General features: G+C 61.5%; 22 protein-coding genes. 8 read left to right on the forward strand and 14 right to left on the reverse strand.

The annotated features are described in order from the left end of the window. Positions 1–2: 2 nt before the first annotated feature. Positions 3–2,717 (reverse strand): HTH-type transcriptional regulator MalT, encoded by a 2,715-nt coding sequence (malT, locus tag ACJ8IM_RS18990; protein ID WP_033649340.1) that lies wholly within the window; start codon positions 2,715–2,717, stop codon positions 3–5. 460 nt (positions 2,718–3,177) lie between these two features. On the opposite strand from malT, the gene malP reads away from it, so the two are divergent. Both malP and malQ read left to right on the forward strand, forming a co-directional pair. After that, a complete protein-coding gene (gene malP / locus ACJ8IM_RS18995; protein WP_033649338.1) occupies positions 3,178–5,583 on the forward strand; it encodes a maltodextrin phosphorylase in 2,406 nt (801 codons plus the stop codon). Between the two features lie 9 nt (positions 5,584–5,592). Next, positions 5,593–7,683, forward strand: coding sequence for a 4-alpha-glucanotransferase (gene malQ, locus ACJ8IM_RS19000; protein WP_033655247.1), 2,091 nt, complete (start codon positions 5,593–5,595; stop codon positions 7,681–7,683). Positions 7,684–7,753: 70 nt separating this feature from the next. Here the strand turns inward: malQ and nfuA are convergent, their stop codons facing one another. Next, positions 7,754–8,329 (reverse strand): Fe-S biogenesis protein NfuA, encoded by a 576-nt coding sequence (nfuA, locus tag ACJ8IM_RS19005; protein ID WP_004930777.1) that lies wholly within the window; start codon positions 8,327–8,329, stop codon positions 7,754–7,756. Between the two features lie 58 nt (positions 8,330–8,387). Continuing rightward, positions 8,388–9,071: a DNA utilization protein GntX gene (gntX, locus tag ACJ8IM_RS19010; protein WP_033655248.1), complete on the reverse strand. Its 684-nt coding sequence runs from the start codon at positions 9,069–9,071 to the stop codon at positions 8,388–8,390. Positions 9,072–9,111: 40 nt separating this feature from the next. Between gntX and bioH the strand changes: the two genes are divergently transcribed. Further along, the gene (gene bioH, locus ACJ8IM_RS19015) at positions 9,112–9,882 is read left to right on the forward strand and encodes a pimeloyl-ACP methyl ester esterase BioH (protein WP_033655249.1); all 771 of its coding nucleotides are present in this window, start codon (positions 9,112–9,114) and stop codon (positions 9,880–9,882) included. A gap of 270 nt (positions 9,883–10,152) precedes the next feature. Next, a complete protein-coding gene (locus ACJ8IM_RS19020; RefSeq protein ID WP_004930765.1) occupies positions 10,153–10,437 on the forward strand; it encodes a YdgH/BhsA/McbA-like domain containing protein in 285 nt (94 codons plus the stop codon). Between the two features lie 43 nt (positions 10,438–10,480). Here the strand turns inward: ACJ8IM_RS19020 and ACJ8IM_RS19025 are convergent, their stop codons facing one another. The 5 genes from ACJ8IM_RS19025 to greB form a co-directional block, all read right to left on the reverse strand. Next, positions 10,481–10,720 carry a FeoC-like transcriptional regulator gene (locus ACJ8IM_RS19025; RefSeq protein WP_033636318.1) on the reverse strand — a complete coding sequence of 80 codons (240 nt, stop codon included), beginning with the start codon at positions 10,718–10,720 and terminating at the stop codon, positions 10,481–10,483. Further along, a complete protein-coding gene (gene feoB, locus ACJ8IM_RS19030) occupies positions 10,720–13,035 on the reverse strand; it encodes a Fe(2+) transporter permease subunit FeoB (RefSeq protein WP_033655250.1) in 2,316 nt (771 codons plus the stop codon). The genes ACJ8IM_RS19025 and feoB overlap by 1 nt, the downstream gene beginning before the upstream one ends. Positions 13,036–13,106: 71 nt before the next feature. Then, positions 13,107–13,331 carry a ferrous iron transporter A gene (gene feoA, locus ACJ8IM_RS19035; protein WP_025304553.1) on the reverse strand — a complete coding sequence of 75 codons (225 nt, stop codon included), beginning with the start codon at positions 13,329–13,331 and terminating at the stop codon, positions 13,107–13,109. Between the two features lie 609 nt (positions 13,332–13,940). After that, complete coding sequence (locus ACJ8IM_RS19040) at positions 13,941–16,274, reverse strand: Tex family protein (RefSeq protein ID WP_033655251.1); 2,334 nt, start codon at positions 16,272–16,274, stop codon at positions 13,941–13,943. Between the two features lie 157 nt (positions 16,275–16,431). After that, a complete protein-coding gene (gene greB / locus ACJ8IM_RS19045; RefSeq protein ID WP_033636315.1) occupies positions 16,432–16,905 on the reverse strand; it encodes a transcription elongation factor GreB in 474 nt (157 codons plus the stop codon). A gap of 230 nt (positions 16,906–17,135) precedes the next feature. Here greB and cbpA point away from each other — a divergent pair, with 230 nt between their 5' ends. The 4 genes from cbpA (at position 17,136) to envZ (ending at position 20,753) form a co-directional block, all read left to right on the forward strand. Further along, positions 17,136–18,098: a curved DNA-binding protein gene (gene cbpA, locus ACJ8IM_RS19050; RefSeq protein WP_033636314.1), complete on the forward strand. Its 963-nt coding sequence runs from the start codon at positions 17,136–17,138 to the stop codon at positions 18,096–18,098. Between the two features lie 5 nt (positions 18,099–18,103). Then, complete coding sequence (locus ACJ8IM_RS19055) at positions 18,104–18,409, forward strand: chaperone modulator CbpM (protein ID WP_033636313.1); 306 nt, start codon at positions 18,104–18,106, stop codon at positions 18,407–18,409. Positions 18,410–18,666: 257 nt separating this feature from the next. After that, a complete protein-coding gene (gene ompR, locus ACJ8IM_RS19060) occupies positions 18,667–19,386 on the forward strand; it encodes an osmolarity response regulator transcription factor OmpR (protein ID WP_004709363.1) in 720 nt (239 codons plus the stop codon). Beyond that, positions 19,383–20,753 carry a two-component system sensor histidine kinase EnvZ gene (envZ, locus tag ACJ8IM_RS19065; protein ID WP_033636312.1) on the forward strand — a complete coding sequence of 457 codons (1,371 nt, stop codon included), beginning with the start codon at positions 19,383–19,385 and terminating at the stop codon, positions 20,751–20,753. The genes ompR and envZ overlap by 4 nt, the downstream gene beginning before the upstream one ends. A 34-nt stretch (positions 20,754–20,787) precedes the next feature. Here envZ and ACJ8IM_RS19070 read toward each other — a convergent pair whose 3' ends face one another. The 6 genes from ACJ8IM_RS19070 to yrfG form a co-directional block, all read right to left on the reverse strand. Continuing rightward, positions 20,788–21,267: a type II toxin-antitoxin system VapC family toxin gene (locus ACJ8IM_RS19070; protein WP_033636311.1), complete on the reverse strand. Its 480-nt coding sequence runs from the start codon at positions 21,265–21,267 to the stop codon at positions 20,788–20,790. After that, positions 21,264–21,527, reverse strand: coding sequence for a FitA-like ribbon-helix-helix domain-containing protein (locus tag ACJ8IM_RS19075; protein WP_004930730.1), 264 nt, complete (start codon positions 21,525–21,527; stop codon positions 21,264–21,266). Before ACJ8IM_RS19075 ends, ACJ8IM_RS19070 begins: the two co-directional genes overlap by 4 nt. A 125-nt stretch (positions 21,528–21,652) precedes the next feature. Further along, positions 21,653–23,272 carry a phosphoenolpyruvate carboxykinase (ATP) gene (pckA, locus tag ACJ8IM_RS19080; RefSeq protein ID WP_015379308.1) on the reverse strand — a complete coding sequence of 540 codons (1,620 nt, stop codon included), beginning with the start codon at positions 23,270–23,272 and terminating at the stop codon, positions 21,653–21,655. A gap of 195 nt (positions 23,273–23,467) precedes the next feature. Beyond that, on the reverse strand, positions 23,468–24,346 hold the full coding sequence (gene hslO / locus ACJ8IM_RS19085; protein WP_033636310.1) for an Hsp33 family molecular chaperone HslO: 879 nt from the start codon (positions 24,344–24,346) through the stop codon (positions 23,468–23,470). Between the two features lie 25 nt (positions 24,347–24,371). Next, positions 24,372–24,779 (reverse strand): ribosome-associated heat shock protein Hsp15, encoded by a 408-nt coding sequence (gene hslR / locus ACJ8IM_RS19090; protein ID WP_033636309.1) that lies wholly within the window; start codon positions 24,777–24,779, stop codon positions 24,372–24,374. Continuing rightward, complete coding sequence (yrfG, locus tag ACJ8IM_RS19095; RefSeq protein ID WP_033636308.1) at positions 24,776–25,456, reverse strand: GMP/IMP nucleotidase; 681 nt, start codon at positions 25,454–25,456, stop codon at positions 24,776–24,778. Before yrfG ends, hslR begins: the two co-directional genes overlap by 4 nt. Positions 25,457–25,530: the final 74 nt, after the last annotated feature.

Genomic DNA, 25,530 nt, shown 5'->3' on the forward strand with positions numbered 1-25,530 from the left:
TCTCAGGCGCCGTACCCCATCATCTTCAACAGCTGCTGCGCTTGCTGCACCGCTTCCTGGCGATGGGCCACGCCCAGTTTCTGATACAGGTTGCGGATGTGCGTCTTGATGGTGGTGGCCGCCACGTCCAACTCGCCGGCGATCTGGTCGTTGCTGTAGCCGGAATAGATCAGCCCCAGCACCTGCCATTCGCGCTGGGTGAGCGGGCTGGTGCGGATCAGCTCCGGCACCTGCGGATGGGTCAGCAGCTTATCGACGAAGTTCTCGTCAAAATGCGCGAACTTGTGCCGATGATGCTGGTTGATGTCACGCAGGATGCGCTGGGCGCGATGCTGTTCCAGCTCCGGCAGCGTGTTGAGCTGGATCAGCTGGCGCAGCTGCTGCGCCATCGCTTCGCCCTCGATGACGAAGTGGCTGATAAAGCCGGTGCGGTTGGCCAGCGACAGCGCTTCGATCAGCGCCTGCTGCGCTTCGCCCTTGCGCTCTTGCAGCCAGTAGAGCTGGTTGCTGAGCAGCAGGTTGCGGTTGAGATCGCTCACCAGCCGCAGGCGGCGGGCGTTTTCGTTCAGCTCATCCAGCACCACGCCGGCCTCTTCATACTGGCCGAGCAGGATCTGCACCCGCGCGATGTTGCGCCACTGGCCCTGCGTGAAGTGGTTGTCCGCCATGCCGGGCTTTTCGGTGTGGCGCAGCCATTGGGCGGCGGCGGCGGTGTCGCCGGTCATCTGCCAGTGGATCACCCGCGACTTGTCGGTGTTGGTCAGCCAGTCGCGATGGTAGTGGGCGCCGTGCAGCAGAGTTTCGCAGCGCTGCAGATGGGTATTGGCGTTGTCCAGATCGCCGCGCGCCAGCGAGCATTTGGCCAGCATGGCGATGCACTGCAACTGTTGCTGCGGCTGGTAGTTCGCCAGGATTTTCAGCCCGGTGCGCGCCGCGTCTTCCGCCTCGTCCAGCCGCGACCACGACCACAGGATCTGCGCGCGAATGCGCAGCAGGAACTCGTGCATCGGCAGCTGTTCCAGGTGCTGTTCGCGGATCAGTTCGAACGCCTTGTCCTGGGTTTCGTAAGCGGCCTGCAGGAAGCCCTGGGCGATGAGGATTTCGCTCTGCTGCAGCAGCGCCCAGAGTGCGTAATGGTTGGCCTGATGACGACGCGCCATCTGCTCGGTTTGCTGCATCATCGGCAGCGCGCGCGCCAGTTCGCCCTTGCAGTGGTGCACTTCGCCGGTCACCGAGGTGGCGACGATGCGGCTGTAATAGCTGGACAGCGGCAGGAATTTCAACGCTTCGGTCGCCAGCCGCTCGGCCTCTTCCGGTTTACCGGCGTTGATCGCCACCTGGGCGCGTAAGGCGTCGAACTCGGCGTGCAGCGTTTGGTCTATCTCGATTTTCTGCTCGCGCATGGTGCGCTCGGCGCGCTCCAGCAGGGTGTTGACCTCGCCGTAGCGGTGCTGGCTCTGCGCCAGCCAGGCCTGCAGCAGCGCCAGCTTGGGATTTTGGATCAGGCGCTCATAAGGCAGCGCGTTGAGGCACTCCTCCAGCAAGGCCAGTTCGCTGTGGTGGAACAGCGACCAGGCGTGTTGCAGCAGGATATCGCGCAGCATGCTGACGTCGCTGGCCGCCAGCGCATGGTGAATGGCCTCCGCCGGATACCCCAGCGCCAGCCAGCCCTCGGCGGCGGCGCGGTGCAACCCCGGCAGCTCCAGCGCCAGCTCCCACTGGCAACGCTGGCGCAGGAAAGAAGCGAACAGCGGATGGAAGTTGAACCATTCGCCGGTGTCGTCCATGCGATGGATAAACAGCCCCTGGCGCTCCAGCTCCTCCAGCCGCTGCTGGCCGTTGTCTTCGCCGGTCAGCCGCACGATCAGCGCGTCGTTCATCGAGCGCAGCACCGAACAGCGCAGCAGGAAGGCGCGCGCCTCGGCATCGACGTGATCCAGCACTTCGTCCACCAGATAGTCGGACAGGTGGCTGGCGTTCAGCCCCGCCAGCCGCTTGGCCGACAGCTGAGCTGACGAGGCGGACTGGCGGGCCGACAGCGCGATCAGCTGCAGCGCGGTGGCCCAGCCTTCGACTTCGTCGCACAGGCGGCTGCTGTCCTGCTGTTCCATCGGCGCCGCCAGGCGGCAGTCGAAGAATTGTTTGGCTTCCTGATGGGTAAACGCCAGCTGCTGCGTGCCCATTTCCAGCAGCTGATCGCGCACCCGCAGATTGGCGATGCCGAGCGGCGGCAGGGTGCGCGAGAGCAGGATCAGCGTCAGGTTTTCCGGCTGATGGCGCAGGAAGAAGCGCATGGCTTCGTGAATGGCGTCGTTGGTGATCAGGTGGTAGTCGTCGATCACCAGGTACAGCGGCTGGTGCCAGTCGGCCAGCTCGATAAACAGCTGGGCGAACAGCGCCGACAGGCTGGCGTACTGGTGTTTCTGGCTCAGCGCCTCGCTCTTGACGCAGCGGCCGCCGCTGGCCTGCTGCAGCGCGGCGATCAGGTAGCTGGCGAAGCGCTCCGGCTGGTTGTCGCTCTCGTCCAGCGAATACCAGCCCAGATCGGCCTTGCCGGCCGCCCATTGGGCGATCAGCGTGGTTTTTCCGTATCCCGCCGGGCAATTGACCAGTGTCAGGCGATAGTTGCCCGCGCTGGCCAGTTTGGCCAGCAGGCGATCGCGGATCACGGTATTTTGCAGCCGTACCGGGCGGCTCAGTTTTGATGGGATCAGCATAGTATTCCAGGGTATAAATCGCGGTTCCCGCCGGGATTGGAGTGGCGCTAATTATTTTATGGTTCGTAATTAATAGCTCCCCCTAACTTCTGCCAACCCTAAACGTATTGCAACAAGCTTCCGCATCGGCTTGGAGTTAAGTTGCTATCGATCACACTTTTTTACGTTTGGCGTCGGCGCGCGGAGTTGCGGTTGCAGATCGCATTTCCGGCCATGCACAAAACTTCAGCAGTGCGAATACTTGTGCTAACGTCATGGCTAACGTTCTCAGTGCTCGCCGCACGCGTTGGCGGGCTTTTTTGCATCGTTGCAAGGGAGTCAAACAGTGCCTGAGATCACAATTCCAGCTACGCCCCAATCCTCCTCCCCAGCTAATCCCCAGGCGGGATGATGCCGTCAGGCTTTCTCACCGGCACGATAGCGGCAATTTGACCCACTTACTGGATAGAGAGTTTTCCTTATGTCACAGCCTACGCTCAAGAAGGATGCTTTTCTGGCGGCGCTTGCCCGTCAGTGGCAACGGTTCGGCCTCAGTTCCGCACAGCAGATGACGCAACATCAATGGTGGGAAGCCGTCAGTGCGGCGCTGGCCGAGCAGCTGGCCGCACAGCCGGCGCCGCGCAAAAGCGCCAAACCGCTGCGCCACGTGAACTACATCTCGATGGAGTTTCTGATCGGCCGGCTGACGGCGAACAACCTGATCAACCTGGGCTGGTACGACACCGTCGAGCAGGCGCTGGCGGAGCAGAACGTCAAGCTGGCGGATCTGCTGGAGCAGGAAACCGATCCGGCGCTGGGCAACGGCGGGCTGGGGCGGCTGGCGGCCTGTTTCCTTGACTCGATGGCGACGGTGGAGCAACCGGCCACCGGGTATGGGCTGAACTACCAGTACGGGCTGTTCCGCCAGTCGTTCCAGGGTGGGCAGCAGCAAGAGGCGCCGGATAACTGGCAGCGCGAGAGCTACCCGTGGTTCCGCCACAACGCCGCGCTGGCGGTGGACGTGGGCATCGGCGGCAAGCTGGAAAAGCAGGCCGACGGCCGCGAACTGTGGCGCCCGGCCTTCACCCTGCGCGGCGAAGCCTGGGATCTGCCGGTGCTGGGGTATCGCAACGGCGTGGCGCAGCCGCTGCGCCTGTGGCAGGCGACCCATCAGCATCCGTTCAACCTGAGCGATTTCAACGACGGCAAATTCCTGCAGGCGGAGAAGCAGGGCGTAGAAGCCGACAAGCTGACCAAGGTGCTCTACCCGAACGACAACCATCAGGCCGGCAAGCGCCTGCGCCTGATGCAGCAGTATTTCCAGTGCGCCTGCTCGGTGGCGGACATTTTGCGCAAGCACCATCAGGCCGGCCGCAAGATTGAAGAGCTGCCGAAGTACGAAGTGATCCAGCTGAACGACACCCACCCGACCATCGCCATTCCGGAAATGCTGCGCATTCTGCTGGACGAACACCAGCTGGAGTGGGAGGCGGCCTGGGCGATCACCAGCAACACTTTCGCCTATACCAACCACACCCTGATGCCGGAAGCGCTGGAGTGCTGGGATGAAAAACTGGTGCGCAGCCTGCTGCCGCGCCATTTCTCCATCATCAAACAGATCAACGCCAGGTTCAAAAAGCTGGTGGATAAGCACTGGCCGGGCGACGAGGCGGTGTGGGCCAAACTGGCGGTGCACCACAACAAGCAGGTGCGCATGGCCAACCTGTGCGTGGTCAGCGGCTTTGCGGTCAACGGCGTGGCGCAGCTGCACTCGGATCTGGTGGTGAAGGATCTGTTCCCGGAATATCACCAGCTGTGGCCGAACAAATTCCATAACGTCACCAACGGCATCACGCCGCGCCGCTGGCTGAAACAGTGCAACCCGGCGCTGTCGGGCCTGATCGACGAGACGCTGAAGGTGGAATGGGCGAACGATCTCGACGCGTTGCGCGGGCTGGAAAAATTCGCCGACGACGCGGCGTTCCGCCAGCGTTATCAGCAGATCAAACGCGACAACAAGGTGGCGCTGGCCCATTACGTGCACGGCGTGATGGGGTTGACGCTCGACCCGGACGCGATTTTCGATGTGCAGATCAAGCGTCTGCACGAGTACAAACGCCAGCACCTGAACCTGCTGCACATCCTGTCGCTGTATCGCCAGCTGCGCGACAACCCGAATCTGGACATCGTGCCGCGCGTCTTCCTGTTCGGCGCCAAGGCGGCGCCGGGCTACTACCTGGCGAAGAACATCATCTACGCGATCAACCAGGCGGCCGAGAAGATCAATAACGATCCGCTGGTGAAAGATCGCCTGAAAGTGGCGTTCATTCCCGACTACCGCGTGTCGGTGGCCGAACTGATGATCCCGGCGGCGGATATCTCCGAGCAGATCTCCACCGCTGGCAAAGAGGCCTCCGGCACCGGCAATATGAAGCTGGCGCTGAACGGCGCGCTGACGGTCGGCACGCTGGACGGCGCCAATGTCGAAATCGCCGAGCAGGTGGGCGAAGACAATATCTTTATCTTCGGCAATACCGTGGAGCAGGTGAAGGCGATACTGGCGAAGGGCTACGATCCGCTCAGCTACCGCAAGAAAGACAAGCACCTGAAGGCGATTTTGGACGAGCTGGCGAGCGGCGCGTTCAGCCACGGCGACAAGCACGCGTTCGACATGATGCTGCACAGCCTGCTGGAGGGCGGCGATCCCTATCTGGTGTTGGCGGACTTCGCCTCGTATTGCCAGGCGCAAAGCCGGGTCGATGAACTGTACCGCGATCGGGACGAATGGACGCGGCGGACTATCCTTAACACCGCGCGCGTCGGCATGTTCAGCTCGGATCGTTCGATCCGCGATTACCAGCAGCGCATCTGGCAAGCCAAACGTTAAGGAGAACGAATGGATCGCAAGCGTATCGATCAGGCGGCGGCACAGGCGGGGATCGCCGCCGATTTCATCAATGCCCACGGCAAGCGGCAGGCGATTGAACCGGAGACCAAGCGCAAGCTGCTGGCGGCCATGAATTGGGCCGAAGCCGCGCAGGAAGGGGCGGCGTCGCCGTTACCGGCGGTCAAGGTGTTCTATCAGGGCGCGCCGTTGGCGTTGACCCCGGCGGGCGAAGGCGAGTACCTGTGGGCGCTGCAGCGTGAAGACGGCGAATGCCTGCAGGGGCGCGTCGGCGCGCGCAAGACCCTGACGCTGCCGGGCGATCTGCCGGCGGGCTATCACCAATTGACGCTGAGCCAGGGCGCGCGGCAGTGGTCATGCCGAGTGATCGTCGCGCCGAGGCGCTGCTTCGAGCCGAACGCCTTGCTGACCGGCAAGAAGCTGTGGGGCGCCTGCGTTCAGCTGTATACGCTGCGTTCCGATCGCAACTGGGGCATCGGCGATTTCGGCGATCTGCGCCTGATGGTGGAGCAGGTGGGGGAACGCGGCGGCGCTTTCGTTGGCCTCAATCCGATCCATGCGCTGTATCCGGCCAACCCGGAGAGCGCCAGCCCCTACAGCCCCTCGTCGCGCCGCTGGTTGAATCTGGCGTATATCGACGTCAACGCGGTGGAGGATTTCCAGCGCAGCGACGCGGCGCAGCGCTGGTGGCAGAAGCCGGCGACGCAGAAGCAGCTGGCCAAGGCGCGCGCCGCGGAGTGGGTGGATTACACCGCCGTGATGCAGCTGAAGCTGGCGGGGCTGAAGCTGGCGTTCCCGCTGTTTCAGGCGCGCAAGCCGAACGACGCGCAGCGTCAGGCGTTCGAATGGTTCGTGACTGAGGGCGGCGAAAGCCTGTATCAGCAGGCGGCGTTCGACGCGCTGCATGCCCACCTGGCGGCCAAAGACGCCAGCCAGTGGGGGTGGCCGGCCTGGCCCGAGCGTTATCGGCGTGGGCAGAGCGAAGCGGTGCGGCAGTTCTGCGATGAGCATCAGGACGCGGTCCGCTTTTACCTGTGGCTGCAGTGGCTGGCGGCCACGCAGTTCGCGCAGTGTTTCGAACAGAGCCGGCAGCAGCAGATGCCGATTGGCCTGTATCGCGATCTGGCGGTCGGGGTGGCGGAAGGCGGGGCGGAAACCTGGTGTGACCGCGAACTGTACTGCCTGAAAGCGTCGGTCGGCGCGCCGCCGGACATCCTGGGGCCGCTGGGGCAAAACTGGGGGTTGCCGCCGATGGATCCGCACGTGATGGCGGCGCGCGGTTATCAGCCGTTCATCGATCTTTTGCGCGCCAACATGACCAGCTGCGGCGCGCTGCGCATCGATCACGTCATGGCGCTGCTGCGGCTGTGGTGGATCCCTTATGGCGAAACCGCCGATCGCGGCGCCTACGTCAAATACCCGGTGGACGATCTGCTGGCGGTGTTGGCGCTGGAAAGCCAGCGCCACCGCTGCATGGTGATCGGCGAGGATCTCGGCACCGTGCCGGTGGAGATCGTCGGCAAGCTGCGCGACAGCGGCGTCTATTCCTACAAAGTGCTGTATTTCGAAAGCGACGGCGAACACCATTTCCGCGCGCCGCAGGCCTATCCGGTGCAGGCGATGGCGACCATCACCACCCACGATCTGCCGACGCTGCGTGGCTACTGGCAAAGCGACGATCTGACGCTCGGCAACCGGCTGGGCCTTTACCCGGATGCGGAGATCCTGCGGGCGCTGTTCGCCGATCGGGAACGCGCCAAGCAGGGGCTGCTGGACGGGTTGCATCGCTATGGCTGCGTGCCGCAGAAGGTGGGCAAGAAGGCGGCGCTGCTCGGCATGAGCCCGCTGCTCAACCGCGGGCTGCAGCGTTATGTCGCCGACAGCGCCAGCGCCCTGCTCGGCCTGCAGCCGGAAGACTGGCTGGACATGGCCGATCCGGTCAATATTCCCGGCACCAGCGATCAATACCCTAACTGGCGGCGCAAGCTGACCGAAACGCTGGAGGAGATGTTCGCCGATCCGCGGATAAATCGGTTGCTGAAGGATTTGGACAAACGGCGGCGCAAGGTGTCGGTGGGCTGAAAACGACAATGCCGGAACGGGTTTCCCCCTTCCGGCATTGTGTTATCCACCGCGGCGCGAGCGCCGGGGATCAGTAATAGGAGTGCTCGCCGCGCTGGTGCTCGGTCAAATCGCGCACGCCTTTCAGCTCCGGGAATTTCTGCAGCAGCTCTTTCTCGATGCCTTCTTTCAGCGTGACGTCGACCATCGAACAGCCGTTACAGCCGCCGCCGAACTGCAGGATCGCCATGTTGTCGTCGGTGATCTCCATCAGCGTCACGCGGCCGCCGTGGCCCGCCAGCTGTGGGTTGATCTGCGACTGCAGCACGTATTCCACGCGCTCCATCAGCGGCGCGTCGTCATCGACCTTGCGCATCTTGGCGTTTGGCGCTTTCAGCGTCAGCTGAGAACCCAGCTGGTCGGTCACGAAGTCGATTTCGGCGTCTTCCAGATACGGCGCGCTCAGCTCATCGACATAGGCGGACAGTTTGTCGAACTTCAGTTCGGTATCCGTCGCTTCTACCGCGTCCGGCGGGCAATAAGAGACACCGCATTCGGCCGTCGGCGTGCCCGGGTTGATCACGAATACGCGGATTTGGGTGCCTTCTTCTTGATTTGCCAGCAGTTTGGCAAAGTGTTCCTGTGCAGCATCTGTTATACGGATCATAGCATTAGCTCAATAGTTGACTTCTATAGTCGGTTATAATACGCCCATTGCCGTGGCACTACAACGTGCGGCAAACGCACCATATCTGCACCGAGGCGGCGCCTTGCCGCCGCAACAGCGCCGCGATCTCCGCAACAGTGCTGCCGGTGGTCACCACGTCATCCACCAAGGCGATATGCCGGCCGGCGACCGGCACCGTGCAGGTGAAAGCGCGCTGCAAATTGCGCCTGCGCGCTCCGGCGCTCAGCCGCTGTTGCAGGGCTGTCTTGCGCACCCGGCGCAAAGCGGCGGGCCAATAGGCGCAGCCCAGCCAGCGCGCCAGCGGCCGGGCCAGCAGATCGCTCTGGTTATAACCACGGCGCCAGCAGCGCGTTGCATGCAAGGGTACCGCTAAAATCAGGTCGGGTCTGTTCAGATGCTGCTCTCTGCGCGCCTGCTGCCACCGCAACAGCATCAGGCGTGCCAACGTCGGCGCCAGCTCGGGCGCGCGGTGAAACTTGAACCTCTTTACCAGTTGGCTGAGGGGCGCAACGTAGTCGCCGACGAACACCAGCCGCTGCCAGGGCGGCGGCCGTTGCAGGCAGCGGCCGCAGGGCATTTGCGTTTCCCCGGCGGGCAATCCGCAGCACGGGCAACACGGCGGGTGGGCCGGCAGATGGCGCAGGCAGCAGCTGCAGATGCCATGACGCATCAGACTCAACGGCTGTCGGCATAGCCAACAGCGGCTGCGGATTGATAGCATAGAGCCTCCGAGACGGATAAGCATGAAAGGACAATAACCAATGACAGCGCTGTACTGGCAAACAATAGGTGAGGGCGAACGCGATCTTGTGCTGCTGCACGGCTGGGGCTTGAACGCCGAAGTGTGGAGTTGCATTCAGGCGCGACTGGCGCCGCATTTTCGCCTGCACCTGGTCGATCTGCCGGGTTATGGCCGCAGCCAGGGGTTCGGCGCGTTGTCGCTGGCGCAGATGACGGAAATCGTGCTGGCGGCCGCCCCGCCGCAGGCCTGGTGGCTAGGCTGGTCGCTCGGCGGACTGGTGGCCAGCCAGGCGGCGCTGATGCAGCCCGAGCGGGTCAAGGGGCTGATCACCGTAGCCTCCTCGCCGTGCTTTGCCGCCCGCGATGAGTGGCCGGGGATCCGCCCGGACGTGCTGAGCGGTTTCCAGCATCAGCTGAGTCTGGATTTCCAGCGCACCGTCGAGCGTTTTCTGGCGCTGCAGACGCTGGGCACCGAGAGCGCGCGTCAGGATGCGCGCCAGCTGAAAGCGGTGGTGCTCAGCCAACCGACCCCGAGCGTCGAGGTGTTGAACGGCGGGCTGGAGATCCTGCGCACCGCCGATCTGCGCGTGCCGCTGGCGGCGTTGAATCTGCCGCTGCTGCGGATCTACGGCTATCTGGACGGGCTGGTGCCGCGCAAGGTCGCCGAGCTGCTCGATGCCGCCTGGCCGCATTCTGCGTCGCAGATCGTGGCCAAAGCCGCCCATGCGCCGTTTATCTCTCATCCCGATGAATTTGTGACGATGATCGAAGCGTTTATTGCAGCACATTGAATCCGGTGGGAAATCGCACGATAGGGCGCTAAAAAAAACGCCGCCGGGTGGATAAAAGACAAAGCTGTTCGATACTTAGTGAGTCAATGCGTTGGCTGCAAAATGAAAAGACCGCGTGCGGCGCTTTTCATTTTGGCGTTTCGTCTCTGGGAAACAGGCCCCGTCAGGGAAAGCAACGAGGCCTGAGGATGTCGCGGCAGCCTGCGGTACTACGCATGGATTCTTGACGGCTTTCATAACAGATAAATTATCCATTGAGAGGTTAGTGTCATGAAATCATTGAAGATGATTATTGCAGCGGCAGTGCTGGGTTCGGTGTCTTTCGGCTCCATGGCGGCAACCCTGCTGACCAAGGAAGATCTGGATAAGAACCCGGGTAAATACGAGAAGATCGGCACCGTCACCACGACGGCGGAAACCACGTCACCGATGGATGCCAAGGAAGAGCTGTCCAAACTGGCTGACGAAAAGGGCGGTCAATACTACGTGATCCTGGCAGGCCGCGAACACGGTAAATTCAGCGCCATCGCCGAAGTTTACAAAGACAAGCAATAAGCCTTGAACGGCAAAGGGGCGCCCGTCATGGCGCCCCTGATCGTCAGGCCTTCAGCCGGTAGAACACCGTGCTGCACCCCTGCCCCTGCGGGCAGCTTTTGCAACTGCCGCTCAGACAGGCGCCGTCATCCTGTTCGATGCGTTCCACTTTTCCCATCGCCGTCAATCGATCCAGCATCGCCTGCACCAGCGGCAGCGGCGTCGCCAGCGAGTGGCTGAGCTGCTGCGCCTGGGCGCTGCCGCGCAGCGCCAGCGCATCGCGCACCTGCAGCAGCCCGGCCATCAGTGACAGCTCCCTTTGGCGCTCTGGCAACAGGCCGCCGGCGTGGCGTTGCCCAGGCGCACCGTGACGCGGCTGCGCGCCCGGCGCAGGCCGAACAGCACCAGCAGATTCACCAGCACCACCGCCAGGATCGCCGTCAGGCTGTACTGCGGGTGTTGATTGAAGGTGGCCGCCTGATAGAACAGCGTCGCCAGCGAGTAGGCCACGTTCAGCCCCCACAGAATAGAGAAGGTCATCCAGCCGCGGCTCGATTCACGGGCGATGGCGCCCATCACCGAGACGCAAGGCACATACAGCAGCACGAAGATCAGATAGCTGTAGGCGGAGATGCCGGAGCCGAATTTGCTGCTCATCACGCCCATCGAGCCGACGCCCATCTCGCCGTCGCCCTTGCTGGCTTCGATCGGGTTGGAGAGCACGCTCAGGCTGAAGGTATTTTTCAGGCCGTCCCAGGTTTCGTGCAGCGCGCCGCCCAGCTCATCGAGCAGGTTGAAGTTGGCGGCGTCGAACGCCTCTTTGTTGATGCGCTCGGCGGTGTACAGCGTATTCAGCGTGCCGACCACCACTTCTTTCGCCATCGCGCCGGTCACCAGCCCGACGGTGGCCTGCCAGTTATCGCTGTGGACGCCCATCGGCTGCAGCAGCGGCGTCAGCACCCTGGAAACCGAGGCCAGCGCGGAGTCGTTGATGTTGTCGACCGTCTTGCCGCTGAACGAGAAGCTGTTCAGGCCGCCGATGAATATGCTGGCCACCACGATCACCTTGCCGGCGCGCAGCACGAAGCCTTTCAGCCGCTGCCAGGTTTGCAGCAGCAGGCTTTTCAGGTGCGGCACATGGTAGACCGGCAGCTCCATCACGAACGGCGAGGCTTCGCCGCGCATGAGGGTGTATTTGAGCACCAGGCCGGTGAGGATCGCCACCGCAATGCCGAGCATGTAAAGCGAGAACACCACCCCGGCGCCGTCCTGGCCGAAGAAGGCGGCGGCGAACACCGCGAAGATCGCCAGACGGGCGCCGCAGGACATGAACGGCGCCATCATGATGGTGATCAGGCGCTCGCGCTGGGCATCCAGCGTCCGGGCGCCCATGATGGACGGCACATTGCAGCCGAAGCCGACGATCAGCGGCACGAAGGATTTGCCCGGCAGCCCGAGCGCCTGCATCAGGCGATCCATCACGAACGCCGCGCGCGCCATGTAGCCGGAATCCTCCAGGAACGACAGAAACAGGTACATCATGCCGATCTGCGGCACCAGCGGCAGCACGGTATTGATGCCGCCGCCGACGCCCTGCGCCAGGAAAACGGTCAGCCAGTCGGGGAAGTGCAGGGTGTAGCCGAGCCACTGAATGCCCTGAATGAAGATCGCCGCCGAGCCGATATCGAAGATCGGCTGCAGCGCGCCGCCGATGTTGATCGCCAGCAGGAACATCAGGTACATCACCAGCAGGAAGATCGGCACGCCCAGCCAGCGGTTGAGGATCACTTTATCCAGCAGCTCGGTCAGGCGGTTGGGCATCGCCTGCTGCGAGTTGCTGACCTCATCGCACAGGGCGGCGATGGACTGGTAGCGCGCGTCGGCGATCACTAGCGCCGGGTCTTCCTGCTGCTGCTGTTGCAACGCCTGGGCAGCCGCAGGCAACAGCGCGACGGCGGGGCCGGCCAGCCGGTGACTGTAGATGTCGCCTTCCAGCATTTGCAATGCCAGCCAGCGGCGCTGCACCGCCGGCAGCGTTTGCGGCATGGCGTCGCTCAGCGTGGCGACCGCTTTCAGCAACAGCGGTGGGTAGTTCACCAGCGCCTGCTGTTCGTTGATGTGATGATTGTCGATCATCTGTTTCAGCACGCCGATGCCGTCGGCGCGGGTGGAGATCATCGGCACTACCGGGCAGCCGAGGCGCGCCGACAGCGCGGCGACGTCGATATCGATATGCTGACTTTTGGCGATGTCGAGCATGTTCAGCGCCACGATGCAGGGAATGCCCAGCTCCAGCAGCTGCAGCGTCAGGTAGAGGTTGCGCTCCAGGTTGGAGGCGTCGACCACGTTGATCAGCAGATCGGCGTCGCCGCTCAAAATGTAGTGGCAGGCGATCTGCTCGTCGAGCGAGGTTTGCTCTGAAATGGTGGTCAGGGAGTAGGTACCGGGCAAATCGACCAGCCGTACGTCGGACTGCGGGGTGGTGAAATGGCCTTCTTTGCGTTCGACCGTCACGCCCGCCCAGTTGCCGACCCGTTGGCGTGCGCCGGTCAGCTGGTTGAACAGCGTGGTTTTGCCGGAGTTCGGGTTACCGATTAAGCCGATGGTGAGTTTTTTCATAGTTCAGCGTGTCGTCTTCAAGGGAACAGCGCCGGCGCAAAGGCGCGTCGGCAAACGGAGAGCGCGTCGGCTCAGGGCTGGCCGTCGAGCTGCAGCAGCGCCAGATCCTTCCTGCGCAGCACCAGGCTGACGCGGCGAGTTTTAATTTCTATCGGATCGCCCAGCGGTGCGACGCGCACTACGTCGAACGAAGAGCCGGGCAGCATGCCGAGCGATAACAGTTTCTGGCGGTAGGCCGGCGCAATTTCACCGGAAAAGCCGACAATCTTATACGTGCGTTTAGGTTGGAGCTGCATGTGATTAACCTTCCGGGTGCCGATGAGCATCGGGCTGATGATAATTGGACGTTGCCGGCGAAAATGCCACGCCGTCGGCGGTATTCATCCATAAGGTCATGCAATAAAGTGAGCGCAAATAATAGTAATTATCATTATCGCGTTCAATACAAAAAGTAAGGGTATTGTAACCAATTATTATGGCGTCGACAGTTTTTGATGGCGTTGTCTTGATTAACGACGTTTTACCACCGGTTGCGCTGGGGAACAAATGAGAATGGCGAGTTAAATCAGTTACGTATTTGTAGCCGAGTTTTCTTGTTTGCAAATATAGATGGTTTTTTCCCTTTATTTATTTCCACCGAAAGGCAATTCGATAACATTATTCCGCCGTAATGCGAGCGGTAACCATTTGTGTTTCTCTCACAATTCGCGAGATGAAAAATGCGTGTTAACGAAGTTGTTAATAAATGGCTGCAGAAGGGATTGTTGTTGCCTGAATAATGGGAGGGTGGTCACGCAGGCGCGGGAAATAAAAAGATGACGGTTTATTGAGGCGGGTCAAGAAATGCCGCAAGTTTTATTCATCAGAAAGGGGCGGAGCAGGCTCCGCCCCCTGTTGGATCTGACTTAGCGTTTCTTGCCGAATGCCGCCGCCAGCGCGTCGCCCATGGCGCTGTTGCCGGCCGGTGCCGTGTTGCGCGGTTTGGCCTTGTTGCCGCCCGCCGAACGGTTGGCGTGGTCGCGCGTCTGTGCAGGCGCGTTGCCGCCGCGGCGCGGTGAACCTTCGCCCGGCTGCTCATCCAGGCGCATGCTCAGCGCGATGCGTTTACGCTGCAGATCGACTTCCATCACCTTCACTTTGACGATGTCGCCGGCCTTCACCACGGTGTGCGGATCTTCAACGAACTTGTCCGCCAGCGAGGAGATGTGCACCAGGCCATCCTGATGCACGCCGATATCCACGAAGGCGCCGAAGTTGGTGACGTTGGTCACCGACCCTTCCAGGATCATGCCCACCTGCAGATCGTTGAGGGTTTCCACGCCTTCGGCGAAGGTGGCGGTTTTGAACTCCGGACGTGGATCGCGGCCCGGCTTCTCCAGCTCTTTCAGGATGTCGGTGACCGTCGGCACGCCGAACTTGTCGTCGGTGAAGTCGACCGCTTTCAGGCTGCGCACCGCCGAGGCGTTGCCCATCAGGTCCTGCAGCGCCTGCTCGGTGGCGGCCAGGATGCGCTGCACCACCGGGTAGGCTTCCGGGTGAACGGTGGAAGCATCCAGCGGGTTGTCGCCGTGGTTGATGCGCAGGAAGCCGGCGCACTGTTCGAAGGCCTTCGGCCCCAGGCGGCTGACTTTCAGCAGTTGCTCACGGTTGCTGAAGCGGCCGTTCTCGTCGCGCCAGTTGACGATGTTCTGCGCCATCATGCGCGTCAGGCCGGCCACGCGGGTCAGCAACGGTACCGACGCGGTGTTCAGATCGACGCCGACGGCGTTCACGCAGTCTTCCACCACCGAGTCCAGCTTCTTCGCCAGCTGGCTCTGGCTGACGTCGTGCTGATACTGGCCGACGCCGATGGATTTCGGGTCGATTTTCACCAGCTCCGCCAGCGGATCCTGCAGACGACGGGCGATGGACACCGCGCCGCGCAGCGACACGTCGAGATCCGGGAACTCCTGCGCCGCCAGTTCGGACGCGGAATACACCGACGCGCCCGCTTCGCTGACGATCACTTTCTGCGCCCGGACCTCGCCGAATTGCTTTTGCAGGTCGAGATAGAAACGCTCGGTTTCACGCGAAGCGGTGCCGTTGCCGATGGCCACCAGCTCCACGTTATGTTTGATGCACAGCGCCGCGACGATGGCGGCGGCTTTGGCCGCTTGCCCGGTGTGCGGGTAGACGGTGTCGGTGGCGACCAGCTTGCCGGTCGCGTCGACCACGGCGACTTTCACCCCGGTGCGCAGGCCCGGATCGAGGCCCATGGTGGCGCGCATGCCGGCCGGCGCGGCCATCAGCAGATCATGCATGTTGCGGGCGAAAACGTTGATCGCTTCATCTTCCGCGCGCTCGCGCACCGTGCCCATCAGCTCGGTTTCCAGGTGCAGCAGCACCTTGATGCGCCAGGTCCAGTTGACCACCGCCCTGCGCCAGGCGTCGGCCGGGGCGTTGTTCAGGCGCAGGTTGAGGTGATTGATGATGATCAGCTCCGCCTGGCTTTCGCGCGGCGCTTCCTCAAACTGCGGATCGGCGTTCAGCGCCAGCTGCAGCACGCCTTCGTTGCGGCCGCGGAACATCGCCAGCGCGCGGTGCGAAGGCACCTGAGAAATCGGTTCGTGGTGATCGAAATAGTCGCGGAACTTGGCGCCTTCTTCTTCCTTGCCCTCGACCACTTTGGACACCAGATGGGCGTTTTTCCACAGGTAGTCGCGCACCTTGGCCAGCAGCGAGGCATCTTCGGCGAAGCGCTCCATCAGGATATAGCGCGCGCCGTCGAGGGCGGCTTTGACGTCCGCCACGCCCTTGTCGGCGTCGACGTAGCGTTCAGCCAGCTGTTCCGGCTGCTGTTGCGGATCCTGCCACAGTGCGTCCGCCAGCGGTTCCAGACCGGCCTCGATGGCGATCTGGCCGCGGGTGCGGCGCTTCGGTTTGTACGGCAGATAGAGGTCTTCGAGTTCGGTCTTGCTCAGCGTGGCGTTGATCGCCCCCGCCAGTTGTTCGGTCAGTTTGCCCTGTTCATCGATCGACTTCAGGATGGTCTGACGACGATCTTCCAGTTCACGCAGATAACCCAGGCGGGTTTCCAGCTGGCGCAGTTGGGTGTCGTCCAGGCCCCCGGTGACTTCCTTACGATAGCGTGCAATAAAGGGCACGGTATTACCTTCATCCAGCAGACGGATGGCGGAGTCGACTTGCTCCGGCCGGGCCTGCAGTTCTGTTGCAATAATGCGGCTCAGTGGGTCATTCATAGGTCTGGTATCTGTATTGAGAACGGTGAATAAACAGGGGACAGTTATACGGATTGATCGGGGAAAATGCCAGTGGAGCGGGCCGCCGCCGCGCGGCCGCCACGTGGAGAACTGCGCAGGCGGCGGCGTTGGCGGCGGTTCGGAAAAAGCTGAAAGCTTACTTCGGGTAGTCTATCTCGTTAACGTACCACTGCGCCTCGCCCAGCGGCGTATTGACGGTGGCGACGTCGCCGACCTCTTTTTTCAGCAGGGCGCGCGCCATCGGCGCGTCGATGGAGATGTAATCCTTGCGGCCGAAGATCTCGTCGTAACCGACGATGCGAAAGCGTTTGGTCTCGCCGTCGTCGTTCTCCACCTCCACCCAGGCGCCGAAGAACACCTTGCCTTCCTGCTGCGGGGAGTAATCGACGATCTTCAATTGCTCCAGGCATTTGGTCAGATAGCGGACGCGGCGGTCGATCTCGCGCAGCCGCTTCTTGTTGTACTGGTAGTCGGCGTTTTCGCTTCTGTCGCCCAGGCTGGCGGCCCAGGTCACTTTCTTGGTCACCTCGGGGCGTTCTTCGCGCCAGAGGTAATCCAGCTCTTGTTTGAGCTTGTCATACCCTTCACGGGTTATCAGTTGAGTTCTCATGGTGATTTATCTTTATGGGGCCACCGCCACAGTGTACGTGAATGCGGGGGGCTTTAGAAATGGCGCGCGGGCCTGCGCGTTGCCGCACGGTTGTTATTCAGTTTGCGCAGCTTTTAACAATCGGGAGTATGCTTAGCGATAGCGGAAAAGGAATGTGACGAAAGGAGGATATCTGGCGAGAGAGACAAGGAATTTTGGCGCACAACCCAACACATTGAAGGTATTACCGCATGGAATTTAAAGATTACTACGCAACGATGGGCGTTGAGCCCAACGCCGATCTGAAAACCATCAAAACGGCCTACCGCCGGCTGGCGCGTAAATATCACCCTGACGTGAGCACCGAAGAAGACGCCGAGAGCAAATTCAAGGAGCTGGCCGAAGCCTATGAGGTGCTGAAGGACGAAGAGCGCCGCGCCGAGTACGATCAGATCCGGCTGCACCGCAACGATCCGAACTTTGGCCGCCAGGCGCGCGGCGATCGCGGCGGCTATCAGCAGAGCGCTTCATGGCACGGCGGCGGCGCCGACGCGCAAGACTTCTCCGATTTCTTCGAAAGCATGTTCGGCGGCCGGGCGGCGGGCGGGCATCGCTCCGCTTCGCACTCGCACGGCGGACATGGCTTCCGCGGCCAGGATCTCGAGATGGAGGTGCCGCTGTTCCTCGAGGAAACGCTGCATGGCCAAAGCCGCGAGATCTCTTACAAGCTGCCGGTGTATGACGAGCTGGGGCGGCAGGTGAGCGAAGCCAGCAAAACGCTGAACGTGAAAATCCCGGCCGGCGTGGGCGACGGCGAGCGCATTCGCCTCAAGGGGCAGGGCGTGGCCGGCGTGGGCGGCGGCCAGAACGGCGATCTGTATCTGGTCATCCGCCTCGCGCCGCACCCGCTGTTCGAGATCGACGGCCACAACCTGAGCATCGTGGCACCTCTCGCCCCTTGGGAGGCGGCGCTCGGCGCCAGCATTGAGGTGCCGACGCTGACCGGAAAAATCGCGTTGACCGTGCCGGCCGGCAGCCAGAGCGGCAAACGGCTGCGGGTCAAGGGCAAGGGGCTGGCGGGCAAGAAAGAGCCCGGTGACCTGTATGTCATTCTCAAGGTGGTGATGCCGCCGAAGCCGAACGAGAAGGCCAGCGCCCTGTGGCGAGAACTGGCTGAACAGGCGGCGTTCAACCCGCGCGCGGAATGGGAGTAAAGCACATGATGAAGAAAGAGATCACTTTCACCGTGGTGGAACTGTGCCAACGGGTGGAGATTTCAGAGGATGAGCTGGTCGAGATCGTTGGCCTGGGCGTGATCGTGCCGCTGGAGCCGGCGCAGCCGAGCTGGGAGTTCGACTACCCGGCGCTGAGCCATCTGCAGCGTGCGCGCAGGCTGCGGGCCGAGCTGGATCTGGATTGGCCGGGGATCGCCATGGCGCTGACGTTGCTCGATCGGGTTGAGGCGCTGCAGCAAGAGAACCGGCAGCTGCGCCGGCAGCTGGCGCGTTTCCTGCAGACTTCCTGACTCGCCGTCAAAACGCCACCGTGCGGTTTGCCGGTGGCGAAATTGCGTAAAATTGGGCCGCGGCCCCACATTGCGCTGATAAAGGGCGATATTTTGACGAACCCCCGTCGACATTCACTGAAAATTGTTGATAAATGGGGAAAAGAATAAGCTTTGTAACAATTTCGTCTAGAATACATACCATTAAACGCTGTCTCAAATGGCAAGGTTTTCTAACAATATTCGAGTCAGGCAATAAAGCCTTTGGGAGTAATACCATGCAAGAGAATCATAAGATCCTGGTTGTCGATGATGACATGCGCCTGCGCGCACTTTTGGAACGTTATTTAACCGAGCAGGGCTTCCAGGTTCGCAGCGTTGCCAACGCTGAGCAAATGGATCGCTTGCTGACCCGTGAATCCTTCCATTTGATGGTGCTCGATCTGATGTTGCCGGGCGAAGACGGCCTGTCCATCTGCCGCCGCCTGCGCAGCCAGAGCAACCCGATGCCGATCATTATGGTCACCGCCAAAGGTGAAGAGGTCGATCGCATCGTCGGGCTGGAAATCGGCGCCGACGACTACATTCCTAAACCGTTCAACCCGCGTGAGCTGTTGGCTCGCATTCGTGCAGTGCTGCGCCGCCAGGCTAACGAACTGCCGGGCGCGCCTTCGCAGGAAGAAGCGGTGATCGCGTTCGGCAAATTCAAACTGAACCTCGGCACCCGCGAGATGTTCCGCGAAGACGAACCGATGCCGTTGACCAGCGGCGAGTTCGCGGTACTGAAGGCGCTGGTCAGCCACCCGCGTGAACCGCTGTCGCGCGATAAGCTGATGAACCTGGCGCGTGGCCGCGAATACAGCGCCATGGAGCGCTCCATCGACGTGCAGATCTCTCGCCTGCGCCGCATGGTGGAAGAAGATCCGGCGCATCCGCGTTATATCCAGACCGTTTGGGGTCTCGGCTACGTGTTCGTCCCGGACGGCAGCAAGGCATGAGGCGATTACGCTTTTCACCGCGTAGCTCGTTTGCCCGAACCCTGTTGTTGATCGTCACCCTGCTGTTCGTCAGCCTGGTGACGACCTATCTGGTGGTGCTGAACTTCGCCATCCTGCCCAGCCTGCAGCAGTTCAACAAGGTATTGGCCTACGAAGTGCGTATGCTGATGACCGATCGGCTGCAGCTGGAGGACGGCACGCTGCTGGAAGTGCCGCCGGCGTTCCGCCGCGAGATCTACCGCGAACTGGGCATCTCTCTCTACACCAACTCGGCGGCGGAGGAGAGCGGCCTGCGCTGGGCGCAGCACTACCAGTTCCTCAGCCAGCAGATGGCGCAGCAGCTCGGCGGGCCGACCGATGTGCGGGTGGAGGTGAACAAGAACTCCCCGGTGGTGTGGCTGAAAACCTGGCTGCAGCCCGATATCTGGGTGCGCGTGCCGCTGACGGAAATCCACCAGGGCGACTTCTCTCCGCTGTTCCGCTATACGCTGGCGATCATGTTGCTGGCGATCGGCGGCGCCTGGCTGTTTATCCGCATTCAAAACCGCCCGCTGGTGGAGCTGGAACATGCGGCGCTGCAGGTGGGCAAGGGGATTATTCCGCCGCCGCTGCGCGAGTATGGCGCTTCCGAAGTGCGGTCGGTGACTCGCGCATTCAATCAGATGGCGTCGGGCGTCAAGCAGCTGGCGGATGACCGCACCTTGCTGATGGCCGGGGTTAGCCACGATCTGCGCACGCCGTTGACGCGTATCCGGCTGGCGACGGAGATGATGAGCGCCGAAGACGGCTATCTGGCCGAGTCGATCAATAAAGACATCGAAGAGTGCAACGCCATCATCGAGCAGTTCATCGATTATCTGCGCACCGGGCAGGAGATGCCGACCGAAAGCAGCGATCTGAACGCCATTTTGGGCGAGGTGGTCGCGGCGGAAAGCGGCTATGAGCGGGTGATTGAAACCGCGCTGTCGCCGGGTGAACTGATGATGAACGTGCACCCGCTGTCGATTAAGAGGGCGGCGGTGAACATGGTGGTGAACGCGGCGCGTTACGGCAACGGCTGGATCAAGGTCAGCAGCGGCCGCGAGCTGCAGCGCGGCTGGTTCCAGGTGGAAGACGACGGCCCGGGCATCAAGCCGGAAGAGTTGAAGCACCTGTTGCAGCCGTTCGTCCGCGGTGACAGCGCGCGCAGCACCAGCGGCACCGGTCTGGGGCTGGCGATCGTGCAGCGTATTATCGATGCGCACGACGGTGAGTTGGAAATCGGCACCAGCGAACGCGGCGGGCTCTTGATCCGCGCGTATATTCCGTTGCCGATGGAGAAAAAAGAGTCGGCCAACGGCCATCAAACCGCCAGGGAAAACGCCTGACGCGCTTGGCGCGGGCCGCGTCGTTGCGGCCCCGTCAGGACTTCCTGCTCATCACGTAATATTCCGCCGCATCCTCATGCAACCGACGGCCGGTCGGCGCCTGCCACGGATCGATTAACTCGATGCCGCAGTGGAGGAAGTCTTTGGTATTGCGGGTAGCTAGGGCGGCGCCGTAATGCAGGCAGGTGGCGGCGATTTGGGCATCCGGCACGCTCATCGCTTTACCCAGAAGCCGATTCCTTGCCGTCAATTCCGCGTATTGCATCGCGCACAGCCCATCAAACGGCAATATCTGCCCCTCGAACTTCAATTCAAGAGCGTCCGCCAATTTGAGCTTGAGATCCCGCTGGCGCTTGCCGTCAGGCATGCAGGCGACGCCGCTGAACAGTTCGGCCAGGACAATGGCGCTCAGATAGAGATCGTCATTGTCCTTTTCATTTAGCCAGTTAATGACGTTGTAGTACGGGCTGGGGCGCAGCGTTTCTGAAATGACGTTGGTGTCGAGAATGATCATGCGTTGTCATCTTCATCATCAAAGGTGACGATGCGTGGTGGCACGGCGTCACGCGGTGGGATCTCCAGCTCGACGCCGCCAAATTCGGCGAAGTGCTGATGCATCCAGGTACCCAATCCATAGCGCGGCGGCTTTTTCACCAGCGCCTGTTTCAGGATCATGCGCGCTTCCTCTTCCATGGAATGGCCGTTTTTCGCCGCTGAAATACGCAGCAGCTCTTTGATTTCGTCGTCCAGATTTCTGACGGTGATAGTAGCCATTGAAACCTCCTTTGCTATCAATGATTGCATTGACTTATTTTCTCGCCTTGCTGGTTAAAAAGCAATCGCTGAAAATAAAAAAGGCGCGGGATCCGCGCCTTAGCTGAAGAGGTAACGCTACCGAATTACAGCTTAGGGCCGGCGCTGACCAGCGCGGCGCCCGCAGGCGTGTCGGTGTATTTGTCGAAGTTGGTGATGAAGCGCTCGGCCAGATCCTGCGCTTTTTCCTGCCACTGTTCGAGGCTGGCGTAGGTATTGCGCGGATCGAGGATCTCCGGGTTCACGCCCGGCAGCGCGGTCGGCATCGCCAGATCGAAGATCGGCAGGGTGACGGTTTCCGCCTTGTCGATTTCACCGCTCAGGATGGCGTCGATGATGCCGCGCGTATCTTTGATCGAGATGCGCTTGCCGGTACCGTTCCAGCCGGTGTTGACCAGGTAAGCCTGGGCGCCGGCGGCCTGCATGCGTTTCACCAGCACTTCGGCGTACTGCGTCGGGTGCAGCGACAGGAACGCGGCGCCGAAGCAGGCGGAGAAGGTTGGCGTCGGTTCGGTGACGCCGCGCTCGGTGCCGGCCAGTTTGGCGGTGAAGCCGGACAGGAAGTGGTACTGAGTCTGGTTGGCGGTCAGGCGCGATACCGGCGGCAGCACGCCGAAAGCGTCGGCGGTGAGGAAGATCACCTTGGTGGCGTGACCCGCCTTGGACACCGGCTTGACGATGTTCTGGATATGGTAGATCGGGTAAGAAACGCGGGTGTTCTCGGTTTTCGACCCGTCGTTGAAGTCGATGCTGCCGTCGGCCAGCACGGTGACGTTTTCCAGCAGCGCGTCGCGTTTGATGGCGTGGTAGATGTCCGGCTCGGCTTCTTCAGACAGCTTGATGGTCTTGGCGTAGCAGCCGCCTTCGAAGTTGAACACGCCGTCGTCGTCCCAGCCGTGCTCGTCATCGCCGATCAGCTGACGCTTAGGGTCGGTGGAGAGGGTGGTTTTGCCGGTGCCGGACAGGCCGAAGAACACCGCCACGTCGCCTTTCTCGCCCACGTTGGCCGAGCAGTGCATCGAGGCGATGCCTTTCAGCGGCAGCAGGTAGTTCATCATCGAGAACATGCCTTTCTTCATTTCGCCGCCGTACCAGGTGCCGCCGATCAGCTGCATGCGCTCGGTCAGGTTGAAGGCGACGAAGTTCTCCGAGTTCAAGCCTTGCTGCTGCCAGTTCGGGTTGGTGCATTTGGCGCCGTTCATCACCACGAAGTCCGGCTCGAAGTCAGCCAGCTCTTCGTCGCTCGGGCGGATAAACATGTTTTTCACGAAGTGCGCCTGCCAGGCCACCTCGGTGATGAAGCGCACTTTCAGGCGCGAGTCGGCGTTGGCGCCGCAGAAGGTATCCACCACGAACAGGCGCTTGCCGGAAAGCTGTTCGGTGACCAGGTGTTTCAGATCGGCCCACACTTCCGGGCTGAGGGGTTTGTTGTCGTTTTTGCCTTTGCCCTGATCGGCCCACCACACGGTATCGCGGGTGATGTCGTCGCGGACGATGTATTTGTCTTTCGGCGAGCGGCCGGTGAAGATGCCGGTATCGACGGAGACGGCACCCAGCTTGGTGACTACCCCACGCTCAAAACCTTCCAGAGATGGGTCTGTTTCTTCCTTAAACAGCAGTTCATAGCTCGGGTTGTGAACGATTTCGCTAACGTCGTGAATGCCGTAAGCGGCCAGATCCTGAGGGGTTATACCTTTAACGCGCATGTTACTACTCCTTGGTCACAGAATTTCTGGCGGCAATTGTAGGGATCTAACGGTGCGTAACAGCGATGGGTATCAAATATTTAACGTTTTAGGCGGTATTTCGTTACGATCTGAGAGATAGCACACGGAAAAAAGCAAACGTGCAAACGGCGGGCGTTGGCGGGCGCCGGGCGCGCCCGCCGAAGGGGGTATAACTTAGTGCAACCTGTCGCTTTCGCCGGTATTACCCGCATACAAGGCGGCAACATCAACCGGGTCAAAGACATAGTGGCTGCCACAGTAGTCGCAGTGCATGTCGATATTGCCGTCCTGCTCCAGCATGTCCGCCACTTCGTCGGTCGGCAGGGTCAGCAGTGCGTCGGCGCAACGCTGGCGTGAACAGGTGCAACGGAACTGCACGTCCTGCGGTTCGTACAGGGTGACTTCTTCCTGGTGATACAGGCGGTACAGCACTTCGTTGGCCGGCAGGCCGAACAGCTCTTCGCTTTTTACCGTGTTGGTCAGTTGCACCAGATGATCGAAATCATCGAGGTTGCCGTCCTGCGCCGGCAGCACCTGCAGCAGCATACCGGCCGCTGCGGCGTGGCCTTCCGCTTCGCCGGTGCGGATGAACAGGCGGGTTGGCAGCTGTTCGGACTGGCGGAAGTAGGCTTCCAGGCACTCGGCCAGGGTTTCACCTTCCAGGCCGACCACGCCCTGATAGCGCTCGCCTTCCGTCGGGGAAATGGTGATGACCATGACGCCGTTGCCGATCATCTGATGCAGGGTGCTGTCGTCGGCGATAGGCGCCTGGGTGCGCGCAACGCCGCGCATCTCCTGGCGGTTGTTGCCGTTGATCACCGCCAGCTTCAGCGGGCCGTCGCCCTGCAGCTGCACGGTGATGTCGCCGTCGAACTTCAGGGTCGCGGTCAGCAGACTGGTGGCGACCAGCAGCTCGCCCAGCAGCTTTTGCACCGGCGCCGGGTAGTCGTGATTATTCAGGATCTGCTGATAGGTTTCGCTGACGGTAACCAGCTCGCCGCGCACCGCGTAGTTTTCAAACAGGTAACGGTGCAATTGGTCATGGTTGGACATAATCTTCTCTCATTGCGGTGAGGGGTTATTCCGGCTCACCAAATTTAAATTTCATCAGGTCGCGCCGCTCCTTTTTGTCCGGACGGCGGTCCGGATGCGGCATGGTCAACGCGTTCATCTTGCGCGCCAGCGCCATTTTTTCGCGGTTGGCGATGCTGGCTTCGGTTTCCTGATACATTTGCTGCGCCTCGCCGGCGCCGCGGCGTTGGCTGCTCAGCGCCAGCACGATCACGGTTCGTTCTTCGTTGCCCTGCCGCAGCTTGAGCTCGGCGTTGAGTTCGACAATCTTGCTCGGCTTACCGCGCTGGCCGTTGTAATGCACCTTGCCGCCGTCGATCATTTCGCGCGCCAGCGCGCGGGTCTTGTAGAAGCGTGCGGCCCACAGCCACTTGTCCAGCCGCACCGCGTCGTCGCGCGTCGCTTTTTCCTTCATGCTTCCCCCTTGGCCAGCGCCGGTATCAGCAGGCGATAGTCGCGCATCGACGGATGGCGCTGGAAGCTTTTTTCCGCCGTGCTGGAGTCCGGGTTTTGCACGCCCAGGCAGTAACGAATGCCGAAAGCGCGCGCCGCGTCGAGGATCGGCTCGCCGTCGTCGACGAACAGCGTGCGCTGCGGATTGAATCCGGTGTGCTGCTGCACCGCCTGCCACAGACGCTGATCTTCTTTCGGATAACCAAATGTGTGGGTGGAAAACAATAAATCAAGGTGCCGATCGAGGCCGGTATGCTCGATTTTCACCGCCAGGCTGTGCGGATGCGCATTGGTCAGCAAAATGGTTTGCAGGCCGGCGTCGCGCAGCGCCTGTAAAAATGGCTCGGTGTCTTCGCGCAGCCGGGCGCGGCTGCCCACTTCGCTGGTCATGCGGTAGATATCCAGATCCAACCGCTCGCTCCAGTAATCGAAGCAATACCAGTTCATGGTGTGCTGCACCGCCTGATATTCCCGCTCAATGATATTGCGGGCTTCGTCGAACGGAATGGCGCGCCTTTCGCTCAGCGCTTGCGGCACCAGGCTGAGCCAAAAGTGGCTGTCGAACTCCAGATCCAGCAAGGTGCCGTCCATATCCAGCAGCACGGTATCGATCTGCGGCCAATCAAACTCGGGAACCATAAAAACTCCACGGGCGGACCGACGGGCGGTCCGCAGATGAGAATAATAGCGTTAGCGTAGCATAAGCAGATGAC

This window comes from Serratia sp. CY33525, from assembly GCF_052169115.1.
In the GTDB taxonomy this organism is placed as follows: domain Bacteria; phylum Pseudomonadota; class Gammaproteobacteria; order Enterobacterales; family Enterobacteriaceae; genus Serratia; species Serratia sarumanii.